Annotated in this window: 15 protein-coding genes; 4 read left to right on the forward strand and 11 right to left on the reverse strand. The window is 37.2% G+C overall.

Annotated features, from left to right (window positions below; all coding sequences use genetic code 11):
• Positions 1-3: 3 nt before the first annotated feature.
• The 3 genes from guaB to TOL2_RS11410 form a co-directional block, all read right to left on the reverse strand.
• Positions 4-1,473 carry an IMP dehydrogenase gene (gene guaB, locus TOL2_RS11400; protein ID WP_014957591.1) on the reverse strand — a complete coding sequence of 490 codons (1,470 nt, stop codon included), beginning with the start codon at positions 1,471-1,473 and terminating at the stop codon, positions 4-6.
• Positions 1,474-1,725: 252 nt separating this feature from the next.
• Positions 1,726-3,975: a dynamin family protein gene (locus TOL2_RS11405; protein ID WP_014957592.1), complete on the reverse strand. Its 2,250-nt coding sequence runs from the start codon at positions 3,973-3,975 to the stop codon at positions 1,726-1,728.
• An 18-nt stretch (positions 3,976-3,993) separates the two neighbouring features.
• The gene (locus tag TOL2_RS11410) at positions 3,994-4,524 is read right to left on the reverse strand and encodes a YqgE/AlgH family protein (protein ID WP_014957593.1); all 531 of its coding nucleotides are present in this window, start codon (positions 4,522-4,524) and stop codon (positions 3,994-3,996) included.
• A 119-nt stretch (positions 4,525-4,643) separates the two neighbouring features.
• Here TOL2_RS11410 and TOL2_RS11415 point away from each other — a divergent pair, with 119 nt between their 5' ends.
• Entirely contained in the window at positions 4,644-5,123 is a 480-nt protein-coding gene (locus TOL2_RS11415) for a hypothetical protein (RefSeq protein ID WP_014957594.1), read from the forward strand.
• A gap of 50 nt (positions 5,124-5,173) precedes the next feature.
• On the opposite strand, the gene TOL2_RS11420 is transcribed toward TOL2_RS11415, so the two are convergent.
• On the reverse strand, positions 5,174-6,595 hold the full coding sequence (locus TOL2_RS11420) for a mannose-1-phosphate guanylyltransferase/mannose-6-phosphate isomerase (RefSeq protein WP_014957595.1): 1,422 nt from the start codon (positions 6,593-6,595) through the stop codon (positions 5,174-5,176).
• Positions 6,592-7,524: an ArsR/SmtB family transcription factor gene (locus TOL2_RS11425; protein WP_014957596.1), complete on the reverse strand. Its 933-nt coding sequence runs from the start codon at positions 7,522-7,524 to the stop codon at positions 6,592-6,594. The genes TOL2_RS11420 and TOL2_RS11425 overlap by 4 nt, the downstream gene beginning before the upstream one ends.
• A gap of 336 nt (positions 7,525-7,860) precedes the next feature.
• On the opposite strand from TOL2_RS11425, the gene TOL2_RS11430 reads away from it, so the two are divergent.
• On the forward strand, positions 7,861-8,292 hold the full coding sequence (locus tag TOL2_RS11430; RefSeq protein WP_014957597.1) for a hypothetical protein: 432 nt from the start codon (positions 7,861-7,863) through the stop codon (positions 8,290-8,292).
• Between the two features lie 91 nt (positions 8,293-8,383).
• On the forward strand, positions 8,384-8,671 hold the full coding sequence (locus TOL2_RS11435) for a DUF503 domain-containing protein (RefSeq protein WP_041279449.1): 288 nt from the start codon (positions 8,384-8,386) through the stop codon (positions 8,669-8,671).
• On the opposite strand, the gene TOL2_RS11440 is transcribed toward TOL2_RS11435, so the two are convergent.
• Positions 8,658-9,014 (reverse strand): peptide chain release factor family protein, encoded by a 357-nt coding sequence (locus TOL2_RS11440; protein WP_014957598.1) that lies wholly within the window; start codon positions 9,012-9,014, stop codon positions 8,658-8,660. The two genes, TOL2_RS11435 and TOL2_RS11440, sit on opposite strands and share 14 nt — an antisense overlap.
• Before the next feature lie 132 nt (positions 9,015-9,146).
• On the opposite strand from TOL2_RS11440, the gene TOL2_RS11445 reads away from it, so the two are divergent.
• A complete protein-coding gene (locus TOL2_RS11445; RefSeq protein ID WP_232508129.1) occupies positions 9,147-9,485 on the forward strand; it encodes a phage holin family protein in 339 nt (112 codons plus the stop codon).
• A gap of 134 nt (positions 9,486-9,619) precedes the next feature.
• Here the strand turns inward: TOL2_RS11445 and TOL2_RS11450 are convergent, their stop codons facing one another.
• From TOL2_RS11450 to TOL2_RS11470, 5 genes are all read right to left on the reverse strand, one after another.
• Positions 9,620-10,081, reverse strand: a complete 462-nt coding sequence (locus tag TOL2_RS11450; RefSeq protein WP_014957600.1) for a tautomerase family protein — start codon at positions 10,079-10,081, stop codon at positions 9,620-9,622.
• Between the two features lie 128 nt (positions 10,082-10,209).
• Positions 10,210-10,644 (reverse strand): PaaI family thioesterase, encoded by a 435-nt coding sequence (locus tag TOL2_RS11455; protein ID WP_014957601.1) that lies wholly within the window; start codon positions 10,642-10,644, stop codon positions 10,210-10,212.
• Between the two features lie 19 nt (positions 10,645-10,663).
• On the reverse strand, positions 10,664-11,866 hold the full coding sequence (gene coaBC, locus TOL2_RS11460; RefSeq protein WP_041279451.1) for a bifunctional phosphopantothenoylcysteine decarboxylase/phosphopantothenate--cysteine ligase CoaBC: 1,203 nt from the start codon (positions 11,864-11,866) through the stop codon (positions 10,664-10,666).
• The gene (locus TOL2_RS11465; protein ID WP_014957603.1) at positions 11,866-12,369 is read right to left on the reverse strand and encodes a hypothetical protein; all 504 of its coding nucleotides are present in this window, start codon (positions 12,367-12,369) and stop codon (positions 11,866-11,868) included. Before TOL2_RS11465 ends, coaBC begins: the two co-directional genes overlap by 1 nt.
• A 115-nt stretch (positions 12,370-12,484) precedes the next feature.
• On the reverse strand, positions 12,485-14,212 hold the full coding sequence (locus TOL2_RS11470) for a hypothetical protein (protein WP_014957604.1): 1,728 nt from the start codon (positions 14,210-14,212) through the stop codon (positions 12,485-12,487).
• Between the last annotated feature and the right edge of the window lie 8 nt (positions 14,213-14,220).

Consider the following 14,220-nt stretch of genomic DNA (forward strand, 5'->3'; position numbering starts at 1 on the left):
AGATTAGTGACTTTCAATTCTGTAATTTGGCGCTTCTTTGGTAATAATAACATCATGCACATGGCTTTCTTTAAGCCCTGCCGAACTGATTTTAATAAATTTGGCCTTTTCATGAAGCTCTTTGATAGTAGCGGCTCCCAGATATCCCATTCCAGCTTTAAGTCCGCCGATCATCTGGGTAATATTTTCTTTAACCGTGCCCCTGTAAGGAATTCTGCCGACAATACCTTCGGGAACCAGTTCATCGTCTTCACCTGTATCTTTCTGGTAATAACGGTCTGAACTGCCTTTTTTCATTGCTTCAACTGATCCCATTCCCCGATAGGCTTTGTAGGACCGCCCCTGATAAAGAACAATTTCACCCGGGCTTTCCTGTGTACCGGCAAGAAGTGTTCCCAGCATAACGGAATCAGCACCTGCGCCCAGGGCTTTTGCAATATCTCCGGAAAATTTGATCCCTCCGTCGGCAATAATGGGAACTCCGGTTGTCTTTGAAATCTCTTTACAATTTTGAATGGCAGTCAACTGAGGCACACCAACCCCGGCAACAATACGGGTCGTACAAATGGAACCAGGGCCAATCCCTATTTTAACCGCATCGACTCCCGCATCAATCAAGGCTTTTGCACCGGCTTCCATGGCCACATTTCCCGCAATAAGCTGGCAATCAGGAAAAGCATGTTTGATTTTTTTGACTGCGTCCATCACATTTTTTGAATGACCATGAGATGTATCAATGACAAGAGCATCGGTTCCTGCCCTTAACAATGCTTCCACCCTTTCCATCATGTCAGAGCCCACCCCAATGGCAGCACCCGCCCTTAGCCTGCCCAGCGAGTCTTTGCAGGCATTTGGATATTTCTTGATTTTTTCAATATCTTTTATTGTGATCAAGCCTTTGAGCTTGCCTTCTTTATCAACAACCAGAAGCTTTTCTATTCTATGCTTGTGCAGCATGATCTTGGATTGTTCAAGAGTACATTTTTCAGGAACCGTCACCAGATTTTCACTGGTCATCACTTCTCTGGTAGGCTTTTCCAGTCGGGTCTCAAACCTCAAATCCCTGTTGGTCACAATACCTACAAGTTTATCCCCTTCCGTCACAGGAATTCCTGAAATCCTGTATTTTGCCATAATCTTCAATACTTCTGAAATCGGAACATCCGGATGAATGGTAATGGGATCAACAATCATTCCGCTTTCTGATTTTTTTACCCGGTCAACTTCAATGGCCTGCTCTTCTATGCTCAGATTTCGATGAATAAAACCAAGCCCCCCTGCCCGCGCCATGCTGATGGCTGTCAATGCTTCTGTGACAGTATCCATAGCCGCACTGACAATGGGAATATTCAATTCAAGTGCTTTGGTTAATCGTGTCCGGGTCTGAACTTCATCGGGCAGGATAGCAGAGTAATCAGGTAATAAAAGGACGTCATCAAATGACAGTCCTTCCTCGGATAATATATTTGACATAAATTATAACCTCCAGAAAGGAAAATGTTTATTGATACTATTTAGGCTGGCAATCTAATGAGGAATTAAACCACCAGCCCTATTTGAAATCAAATCAGTATATAAACACGCACTTTTACCAAATATCTGTTTTTTTGGCAAGATCAATATTATTGGACAAGACAAAAGCATGCAGCCGTAAAATTTTAAATTCATTATGGGAGCAAAGAATTGAAAGACGTTTTCACTCAATGCTTTGCGATCATACCAATTCTATTTCCATGTTATTTTTGAATAGGATGCTATGTCCCCGGCAACCCTTTGAATTTGTTGTTTTATGAATAATAATTTCTTTTTTTGATCTTTTTTTTCAGACCGTTTTAAAGAAAAGAAATGCTCAATTTCTTCTTTAAACGAATGATACCTGTTGAACCGTTCATTTATTTTTTCTTTAAACTCTCTTGTGCCTGCTTCAATCAACGGGATAAAATAGTTGGTTTGCAGGCTCATATGATACTCTTCAAATTGATCTTTTATGAGTTTTTGATGTTTCTTTTTGATTTTTAAAGCTGCTTTTTCCAATCCAGGAGAAAATGAAAATCCTGATTTTCTATCAAACATGCATGAAAGTATTTGCACCAAAGTTTGCAGCCCAAAATCAGCAAACACATTTGCCTTGATTTTAGAGGTATATTTTGCCTCAAACATTGCGGTGGGCAATTGAAGACCCAGGATTTTTTTTATTTTATCAATATCAACAGGATCTATAAAGTCACTGTATTGCGTTGTTAAATTTGACATGTTTTCAAATTCAGAATAATGATCGGCTTTTAACAGGTCAATCTGGTATGAATCAAACAAAGATTGAAAATAAGAGGTGATTCTTTTTTCCTGTGCCTCAACAATTTTTTTTAATTGAGGGTTAACCTGTTCAATACCATATAAATCCAACTTTCGTTTAAAATCCTGAAACAGCAAATATAAAGTTTGATTAAACCCTGATTCCTTTACCACTAACCTGTATTTTTCAACATCAATGGAAGCTGTCCTGATGTACTCCCCGGCCTTTTTTAAAATACCCAGTTGATCTTGAACAAAGGCTTTTTTTAAATTCAAATCTATTTCATCTTTTAACCCCCTGACAGCGCCTTGTATGGAGTTAGCCACAATGGATTCCAGGCGTGATGCATTTTGATATAAATGCTTCAGGGTCTCTAAAGCTGCTTTTTCCTTTAATTTGTCAGAGGACAGCAAATTAATAAAAATATTTGTTCGTTGATCCAATTGATCAATGATAATGCCAAGGCGCTTCAAATGGTTTGAAATCAACAACTCAAATCTATTTTTATCAATTTTCTGTGTAAAAAAGGATTCAAATTCCCGGGTTTTCAAATCACAGTATTGAACCATTTTTTTTTCTTCCTGCCATAATTTTAGGCGGCTTAAATCTTTTTTAGTTAATTTTGATTCAAGCTTTAGAAAAAGATTATACAGTGAAGAAAAAGAAAAAATTCTGGGTTGAATATCTAAAAATTCAAGGTTGGCACAAATACTGGTTTCTATTTTAATCAGATCATCAAGATTCTCATGTTCTGTCAGGTCACAATTGTTGATAAAAAGAATATTATCCAGAAGCCCCAGATTTTTAATTCGTTTTAAAAACGTCATGTCCGACTGCCTTAAACCGGTTCTGGAACTGATGCAATATATAATCAGATTGGATGATTCAAGATAGGTTAAAATTTGAGCCAACTGAGCAGGATCGGTTGAATCCGCTCCCTGGCAATCGGCAATTTCAATATTGGGATCAATTATTTTGCCAAAGATATTAAGACAGACATCCTTGATATAAAACGCATTATCAGGATCAGAGGTATATGGTTTGTGCTTGTCAAACTCTTTTGATTCAAAACAATAAAGGGTTTCATCAGCCTGAACCAGATCCTTACACATATCAAATCCTTGAAGCGCATGCCGGATTAAAATGGTTTCAGGCATGATCTCATCATTTGTAACTGAAAAATCATTGATAAGAGTTTGATATGCTTTTTTCAGATAAATCCGATCTTTTTTTCGTCTGATATCAAAGTCATCTTTTATGGCTGTCCCAAATCCGTTATTATCTGATTCATCATTTCCTGATTCGTTATCGGGAAATAATATCAACGCTTTTTGAAGTTGAGAATTAATGTCATCCCATGATTTAAAATAAAGATTTGCCTGGTTTTTTTTCCCTTTTCGAATTCTTGTGGTAATTGATGTGAGAACGCCTGCTCCTCTTTTCACCAGTTCCTTTCCAACCAAAGAATTGACAAAAGTGCTTTTCCCCGATTTAACAACACCAACAACGGCTATTTTCAGCCAGCCGGCCCGAATATACTCAGGAATATTCCGGCAAAGTGTTTGATACTCCTTACATGAAGTATCGGTCATTTGCGGGAGTTCTTCGATCAGGTGAAGAATTGTCAACATATCATTAACAATTTTTTCAATGGAATTTAACCGCGTTGTCGTATTTGTCATTATATTGGCAGGAGAAAATTAATATATCATCATCATCGCTTTATCATATTTCAATTCAGTACTGGTCGAAAAAAGGATATCTTCTGATATTGGGCAGGTCAACCAGGCTGAATCATGTAGTTCATTATCAAGTTGCATTGGTCCCCATCCTGCACATCCCAGAATGATCATAAAAAATTTAGGACCTTTTTGAACTGCAATTGCCTCAAGTATATCTCTAGAATTACTCAAGGCAAGCCAGTCTGCAACTTTCAAACTTTCATTCCAGTCAAAGGGAGGTCCATGGAGAACAAACACACCGCTGGGCTGAACCGGCCCGCCAAGATAAATTTCAAGCTTATCAACACTTTTGTCACACTTAATACCCAAATCATCAAACAATTCCCTTCCGGTTAAAAGAGGATGCACTTTATTAACAATAAAACCAAGGGCACCGGATTCGTTATGCTCACACATACACGTCACGGTCTGGGCAAAATTGGGATCAGGTAACCCGGGAATAGCAAGTAAAAATTGTCCCTTCATACTTTGCGAGATGTAATCAGTCATGAACCAGCTCCGTAATTAATCTTGACATTACAATTATAGTTTACATATATTCAGTAAAACGATAGTTTTAAATATTTTTGTTTGATTTGCAATACTTTTTGTCATCAAAGGACAGCTTTATGAACGAAATAAATCCCAAAACAGCAAGCATTAATAAGATATCCTCAGTTGTCCCCCGGATAGTACAAAAAAATTCTTTCCAAAAACCGGGTGGTTTATTCAATGAACTTTTGACCAGTCAACTCGAAAAAAACGGTAAGGAAAGCACCTTAAAAGAGGTCACAACCCTTCCTGAAATTCAAGGCAGTTTCAAAGCACAACAATTGGACTTTTCACCTGATCAAACTCAATTGACTCAAAAACTGGAAGATTCTTTGGATTTGTTTGAAACATATGCATCCTGGCTTGGAGATCCTGAAAAAACCTTAAAGCAGACCCATGGACTCCTTGAACAGGTATTGAGCAGCACAAAGGCCCTGGCACTGGATGTTAAAGAACATGGGACTTCCAGCACGGATTTAAACCAAATCCTTACCCAATTGATGACCACGGCACAGGTGGAGCAGATCAAATTGAACCGGGGTGATTATTCCGGTTGATATTGTTGCCATAATCTTATATTCCACCATTGCTGCCATCATGTCTTTTCTCAACTTTCTTTTCTTCCGTAAACATCATCAAATCTGACAATATCATCCTCTCCCAGGTAGGAACCGGACTGAACTTCGATCAGTTCCAGTGGGATTTTACCCGGATTTTCCAAGCGATGTGCAGTTCCCAAAGAGATATATGTGGATTCATCTTCTTTGAGAAGTATCTGTTTTTTTCCTTTGGTTACAATTGCCGAACCAGAAACCACTGTCCAGTGTTCTGCGCGATGAAAATGCTTTTGCAAAGAAAGCTTTGCCCCGGGTTTAACCGTAATTCGTTTCACCTGGAACCTGGCTTCAATGTCAATGGTTTCATAACTGCCCCACGGCCTGTAAACTTTCCGGTGAGTAACAGACTCCTCCCTGTTATGATCCTTTAATTGTTTAACAATTTTTTTAACATCCTGAACCCGGTCTCTCGGAGAAACCAAAATAGCATCCTTTGTTTCCACAATAACAAATTTTTCAATGCCAACCGCTGCAATCAGGCTGCTTTCGGACTTAATATAAGATTCTTTGACATCATGGGTCAAAACATCTCCTTTTATGACATTCAAGTCTTCATCTTTTTTACCCGTCTGCCACAGAGCATCAAATGATCCCAAGTCATTCCACCCCGCTTCAAAGGGAATAACAATGCCTTTGAAAGTTTTCTCCATGACCGCATAATCAATTGACTCAGACTCAATATTTTTAAACCCGTCAAGGCTTAACCGAAAAAAATCAAGATCCTGAACTCCCGTGGAGATAACCTCTTTACACGGCATCATAATATCCGGTGCATGGGCCTCAAGTTCCTTTATAATAGCAGACGCCCTGAACATGAACATTCCTGAATTCCAGCAATATGATCCTGATTTCAGATATTTCCGGGCTGTATCCAGGTCCGGTTTTTCAACAAATTTTTCTATTGTAGCGGCACCGGTATCAGTTTCCAGCACCGCTCCTTTTTTGATATATCCATATCCTGTTTCAGGAGAATCCGGAATAATTCCGAATGTTATCAAATTGTCTTTTTTTGCATATTCCAGGCCAGCCTTTATGGCGGCATGAAAATCAGCAATCTTTTCTATTACATGATCTGCCGGCAATACCAGAAGTATTGGATCATCACTGTTTTCCATAGCCTTTAATGCTGCAAGGGCAATGGCGGGTGCCGTGTTTCTGCCTACAGGCTCCAGAATAATGGCATTTGGTTCAATCTCTATATTTCTGAGCTGTTCAGCCGTCATAAACCGGTGTTCTTCATTACATACGACAATGGGAGATCCAAGCATTTCAAGCCCTTCAAGTCTTAATACCGTATTTTGCAGCATGGTATGTTCATTGTATATGTTAATCAGCTGTTTTGGATAAAGCTCCCTTGATAACGGCCAAAGCCTTGTCCCTGATCCTCCTGCAAGTATTACCGGAATAATCATCGTTTCTCCTTGAATGTTTGTTTTTTTGCCGTGAACACATTAATCGTCAATCCGTGATTTACAGGATAAGACTCAATTGTCTTAAGATGAAAACCTGTATCCGTCAACCAGGTTTTTATTTTTTCTTTTTCAAATCCAAGCCATGATCCGCCCATGATATCCTTTATTTTTTCCTGATTATGTTTTTCAAAATCGGACAGGATAAATATTCCTCCAGGTTTAAGTACCCTGTATACCTCGGCAATTGATATTTCCGGCTGTGAGATGTGATGTAACACCATATTCATTATGGCGGTGTCAATTTCTTTGTTTTTCATTGGAAGATGCTCTATTTCACCCAGTCTCAACTCGGCATTGTCTGTCCCTGAAAGTCTTAACCTTGCCAGTTCCAACATTTCAGGAGAACTGTCTATACCAATAAGGTTGTGTGACACTTCAACCGACAAACTTTCAATAAGTTCCCCTGTCCCACAGCCTAAGTCTGAAATATTGCCATGAAAAGATATTTTTTTCATAATCATGGAGTTCAGATCAAAATTACCCAACACTTCTTTTTTCAATTGGTCCCACTGAGGCGCTACAGTTTTGAAGAACCGCTTTGTTTTGTTTTGCCGGATTTTAATCATTTCCCGGGCTTTTTTAACATCCTGACCTGTAAGTTTTTCTTTTTCAAGACTCTGGTCAATCAATTTTATAAAGGTTTTTATATTTTCATTTTTGGCCGCAGAATAATAAATAAAGCTGCCGTCTCTTCGAGAGGTCAGGAGTCCCGATTCCATAAGGATTTTCAAATGCCTTGAAACACCCGACTGTATCATGTCCACAACCAGAACAATTTCATTTACATTGAGTTCATATTTTTGCAACACATACAGCAGCCGAACACGGGTTTTGTCAGACAGAGCCTTAAAACATTTTATCAATTCCATTTTAACAATACTTTTCAATTATACTTATATGTTTATTTTTGACACAAGTTTTAAGATTGACAGCTTAAACACTCCTTTTCAAGCTTTTTCAAACTATTGTTTCACTTTTTTTATATAAAAGTCTTCAAAAAACCAAACAAAGACTTTTAATCTTTGTTGCGGGCAAACCAAGCTGAAAGACCAAGTCTGCCCGTGGCAGTTATTGAAAACTTGAGGATACAACAAAGCCTGAAAATATTTCATTTGTTAATACTGATAAATATACTTTATTATAGCTCAGAATTCGTTTATATATAAATATAGCAACCAATAACAAGAGTCAAACAGGATGGTATTATGGGACACGAAGACAAAGGACATTTTGCAGCAAAGCATCAAAATAAAAAAATCGATAAAACCATAGCTGAAAAAATACAGGCGCTGGCCGATGACAATTGTTTAACTTGTTCTGCTGCCCATCGGGCAGGCAAGGCTCTTAACGTATCGCCTTCTGAAATAGGCGTGCAGACGGATCTTTTAGAATATCAAATTACCGAGTGTCAGCTCGGATTATATGGTTTTAGTGATGGAGAAAAAAAAATTAATCCAAACATTGAAATTTCTCCTGACTTGAATGAGCAACTTGATAAGGTAGCTGAAAACGACAGAATATCCTGTTTGGAATGCTGGAATATTGCAAAAAAATTAAAAATGAAACGCATTGATGTCAGCTCGGCTTGTGAGAAAAAAAACATCAAAATAAAACCGTGTCAACTGGGTGCCTTTTAGCTTTTTTTCATATAAAAACCCAGCTCAATTATGATGTAATAATTAAACCTTCTGAGTTAATAAATATTATTGTGGACAAAGTAATTTGACTATGATTGTTGGTACAGGCAAAATTAAATTCAGATTATTCCATATAAATTCTTTAAAAGAAAAACGCAAAATTGTTAAATCAATTGTTCATCGAATAAAGAACAAATTTAATATTTCAATTGCTGAAACCGATTTGAACGACAGTCATGACTGGGCACAAATCGGTTTTGCAATTATTGGAAATGATTCAAGGCTTGTAAACTCAAAATTAGATAAGGTGATCAATATGGCCGATGATTTAGGCCTTGCCATGATAGCAGACACCCATATCGAAATCATTCATTTGTAGCAAGTTTTTTTTGAGTTTTACGTTTTCTTCGTTGTTTTTGTTTTTTTATTCGTTCTATCTTTTTTTGTTCTTTGTCAGAAGTTCCGCTCAGATGCGCTTCTATTTTTTCAATCAGTTTTCTTAATGCCAAAAATCTGTTTAAATGTTGGGATCTTGCTTTTCCGCACTTTACTGACAAATTTGTTTTTTTATGTTTCAAAAATACGGCAGAATTTGATTTGTTAACCTTTTGCCCTCCCCTGCCCGAGGACTTGATAAATTTTTCTTCAATATCTTCTTTTTGAATTCCCAGGGCTGCCATTCTCTTTTCAAGATCTAATATTTTTTCTTTACCCGGACCCATTTTCCTCCTATATGTTCCATCCCATCGGCTTTTTTTTCGGCACCTGTATTATAATTTGTCCAGGCATGAAAATTCATGTATAGTGTTTTTTCAAATAAGATGCGTTGACATGAATTCAAATTGAATGGAGCGATGATGACCCTTATTCTAAGTTTCTTATTTAAAAGTCTGGCCGTTTTTATTGTGGCAAAGATGCTGCCCGGAATACATATAAAAAATTTTGGAACTGCTGTTCTTGTTGCAGGAATTTACAGTTTGATTAATTTGCTTCTGGGAAAAATTCTGTTCTTTTTAGCATTCCCAGTGATTTTTATTACATTCGGACTGTTTGCTTTTATCATTAATGCATTTCTTTTGTGGATCACGGATAAAATGATTAAAGATTTCAAAATTGACCATTTCGGTATAACCATTTTAGCAGCATTCCTGATAATGGTATCAGACAAGCTGCTTAACTGGATTTTTTTATAACTGCCACGGGCAGACTTGGTATTTCACCTTGATTTGCCCACAACAAAACATGAAAGTCGCTGTTTGAATTTTTGAAGACTTTCATATAAAAATAACAGATCTGTCATAGCAGATGTACGCCAACCCCCCTATATTTATAAAACCCTTCTGATTGCAACAGATCTTTCTTCCCTTTCAGCATCTGACAATTCATTCCAGGGTGTATCAAAAAAACTGTCAAAAGATTCTGGGTTATCCTCCAGTTCAAGGTCTAACCATGACATGGCATTAAAATTACCGGATATATCGTCTTTTTCTGCAAGTTTTGCTGCTTCTCTGACATGTTCCATTAAACTTGTCATGACTTCTTTTTTATCCGCTTTTTTAAAAAAAGAATCGTCTTCCGGTTTTTTATAAAGTATTCCCTGGCCATTAATTATATCCGGCTTGTAAACCTTTTCAGCCCAGTCAATTGGTTCGATTTCTTCAAAGGATACGGAAACAGATGCTTCTTTGCATTCCGCAATTTCAACAACATTTTGCACTATTTTCTTGGTAAGTTTTATTTTTTGCTGTTCTGACCTTCCGGGATAAAGCTTTACAATTATATGTGGCATATGGTTCTCCTTAAAAATATCTTTATTTATACAAAAAAATATTTTTAATTTTATATAAAAGTACTTTTAACCTGCTGAAATTAAATCTCTTTCATTTCTTGTTGTGGCAGAGTGATCTGCCATGGCTGTTATTTATAACCTATTTTATCTGATAAAGGTATTTTGCTTCTAACAAAAATACCTGTTGCTCTTGCAATCTCTTTGTCGTTGGAATCGAACAAAACCGACTCACATATAAACTGGGACCGGTTCTGATTAACAACCTTGCCGATTGATTTTACAACACCCTCTGATACCGGCCGGGTAATGTATGTTGTAAAACTGGTTGTCAGTACAAAAACATCCTCGACCAAAGAATTGGCTGCAAAAAATGCTGCATTGTCTAATGCAAAAAAAGATAGCGTACCGTGCATGGCACCTACGGCATTGAAGAACTCCTTTTTTACAGGCAAGGTGATGTGTGCCTCACCTTGCTTGACACTCACTTTTGCATCAACCAGTCGTGAAAACGGTGAGGAATGCATCATATTTTCCAATTTTGTGTAATGATCACTATTAATCATTATTCATCTCCATTTGAGTCTATCCCATTTTTTTTATGACCTGATCAATAAGAATATTGGCCACCTTTTCTTTTTCCATTAACGGGATATCAAATAAGCTACCGTCCCTGAAAAAAAGTTTTACCTTGTTGGTATCTGCCTTGAATCCTGAATCGGATGATCCCACCAGATTGGCGGCAATCATATCAAGATTCTTTTTTTTGATTTTTAACAGGGCGTTTTTTTCAAGGTCATCGGTTTCTGCGGCAAACCCGACAACAAACTGATCTTTTGTTTTCTTTTCCCCAATGAGTTTTAAAATATCAGGATTTTCCGTCATGGAAATACAAAGGTCTTTGTTATTGTTGTCTTTTTTCTTTATTTTGCTGGTTTTCGGATCTATTGGTTTATAATCTGCCACTGCTGCAACCTTTATAATAATATCCGCCTGATCAAGATTGCTAAGCATTTGAGATGCCATCTGTTCACAGGTTTCCACGTCAATGCGCTCAATCCCGACAGGCGCATCAAGATTAACAGGCCCGGATACCAAGGTCACCGTCCCCCCTCTTTTTTCTGCTGCTCTGGCAATTGCATACCCCATCTTCCCGGAAGAGTGATTGCTGACAAACCTGACCGGATCAATAGGTTCAACTGTGGGACCTGCAGAAACAAGAATTTTTTTACCTTTTAAATCCTTTCTGGTCAAAATGGCTTCAAGCCTGTCAAGAATAAACCATGGGTCCGGCAGCCTTCCGGCACCCACAGCTTTGCATGCCAGTACACCGGAATCAGGATCAATAATATGCCATCCATCTGTTTCAAGAATATCAAGATTTCTTTGCACCCGGATATTTTGATACATATCAGTGTTCATTGACGGGCAGATCATGACCGGAGCTGTGACCGCAAGCAAGGTGGTGGACAATGCATCATCTGCAATACCATGGGCAAGCTTTGCAATGGTATTTGCCGTTGCCGGGGCAATGACTGCAGCATCAGCCCAGGTTGCAAGATCAATATGCTTTACCAAAGATTGTGTGTCAAAATACAAATCCGATAAAACCGGGTTTTCAGATAACACTTCAAAAGTTGTTTTACCTACAAATTTAAGTGCGCTTTTTGTCACAATGACATTTACATTAGCACCGGCCTTTTTCAAAAGTCTTAAAAGCTCAACCGCCTTGTATGCGGCAATTCCACCGGTAACCCCCAGCAGTATGTGCTTGTCTTTAAACATCATTATTCCACCAGCCCTGATTCAGAAAAACCGGATTCGCCCGTAATAGTAGGGGCCACGCCGACCTCAACATAGGTATAAAACTGCTCGTCACGAATGGTAATGACCGAAGTTCTTGAGGGTTTTTGAAACACCATGATGGTGGTGCCTGGGGATTTGATCTGGCTAACAATACTCCAATTATCTTTTTGCATGTTATTGTTAAAAAAATCAAACAAAGATTGTCTTTCAACCCGGCCCTTGAGTATAAGAATTCCCGAGGTAAATCCGGGTGTTGATATGATAACTGTTTTGTCGCTTACAACTGAAAGCTCCATGGGGATCAATACGTCTTCAAAATCATGGTATATGGCTGTTGTTTGTTTGGATACCGCCTGATCGATCGATATCTGATCAGCTTCAGTTTTTTTTGAAACCTTACTGCCCAAACATCCGGAAACAAACAATACCAGCAACACGGTTGCCGATATAGTTACAATTGATTTAATATTACATTTTGGTTTCATCTTTTCTCCTAAAAGCCAAGGGTTTCAATTTGAATTAAGACTCATATCTTCTAAAACTATTTATTTTAAATGTCAATTGTGTGATTTGATTCTAAAAAGTTGAAAACAGTCCTATTTAATTGTTAAATTTGGATAATATGTATTTTGCAGCTCTTGATCGTGGAAATTTTTCAATCAACATTTTTGAATATTTTTCAGCATTCTTCTCATCATTCAAGCTCTCAAAAATTCGAATAATATTTGAAAGATCTACAGGCTTTGGCTTTTTCTTATAAGCCAGTTGGTAACACTGAATCAGCAGTCTATTATATTTATCTTCTCTAAGAGATTCATCTTTAATTATCTGTTTTAATATCCCTGCTGCCTGATAACAATTTTGTCTTTCTGAATTAATTTTAAGCGCTTCTTGAATTAAGTCGTATGCCTTATTGTAATTAAGCTTATTTGCTTCATCCTGGGCTACAATTAACAACGAAAAATCTCTCCATTCATTGTCCTTTGCATGAGCAACAGCAAATTTAAAAAAAGGCAACCCCTTTTCTGAACCAAGGATAGATCCATATTTGTAAAGTACTTTACCATGGGTCAAATTTTTTTTATATGTATCTGCCCAAATGCTCTCCTTACTTTTCCATATGCTAATTCTCTGAATTGTTACAATAGTTAACCCAAGAAAAAGCAGACAAATAATAATTTTAATCCTCTTAGAGTGAGAAGTAAATTTTTTCAAATTTTTGAGATACAGATCCCCTGCAAAAAGGCAAAGCAAAGGAACAGTCATATAAAGGTAACGTTCAGCATACATAGTCCAGGCAATATCAGCAAGCGCAACAGGTAAAGCCGGTAAAAAGGCTATGATGATAAATAAAAGCCAAAAAGGAAATGCAAATTTCTTTTTTTTCAATAGTAGTATGTTCAAGACACACAATACACCTGACAAGGCAGAATACAATACTACATTTATTTGGGATATGGCAAAATTCAAAGGGAGTGGGATAAATATTTTCTTTATGTAAAATCCAATCACTGCAGGCAGCAAATAGAAGTTGGAAAACATTTGGTTTAAAGAAGAAAGCCCAGGTTCAATAAAATCCCCCTTAATCGCTGCTGTTGGCATCTTGGCATCAAACAGTCCGAAACCATTAAACCGTAGAAATGAATATATAAACAAAGGAATAATTAAAATTGTTACCCACTTCAAAACAGTTATCAAAGTTTGTTTAAAATCTTTAGATGGGTAATTTGATACAAATTCATAGAGAACTATGATTGGCACAGCGCAAATGGCATTCTCCTTGGCTAACATCCCTAAAAATATAGACAAGGGTACAAAAATAAAAGAATAGTGTTTTTTTAAAAGATAAAATAGAAATGCCAATAAGGAAAAAAAAACACTTAAAATATCGGTCCTTCCTGATATCCAGGCAACCGACTCAATGGTTAACGGGTGCAGCACAAATAATACAGACAGAAAAAAAGCGATGTATTTATAATTCAACTCATTTTTGAATAACTTCAGTACGATTAGATAAAAAATAAGCGCATTCAAGGTGTGAAAAATAATATTTGTCAAATGATAACCAGAAGGTTCAAAAGCCCATATTTTACTGTCAACAACAAAAGAATGCATCAATAAAGGTCTATAATACCTACCTGCATTTTTCGGCCAGTATAATTTTTTAATTGAAAAATTTTCATCAGAGGTATTAAGTTTTAAAATCATACTTGTGTCATCAAAATCAATAACACCAGCGTCTAAAAGGGGATAAAAACAAGAGAAGGAAACACAAAGGATTAAAATAATAGCATAGCTTTTTTTGTTAAAGACATCGAAGACATGCAACGGTCATT

Origin of the sequence: Desulfobacula toluolica Tol2, from assembly GCF_000307105.1 — a bacterium.
GTDB lineage: Bacteria > Desulfobacterota > Desulfobacteria > Desulfobacterales > Desulfobacteraceae > Desulfobacula > Desulfobacula toluolica.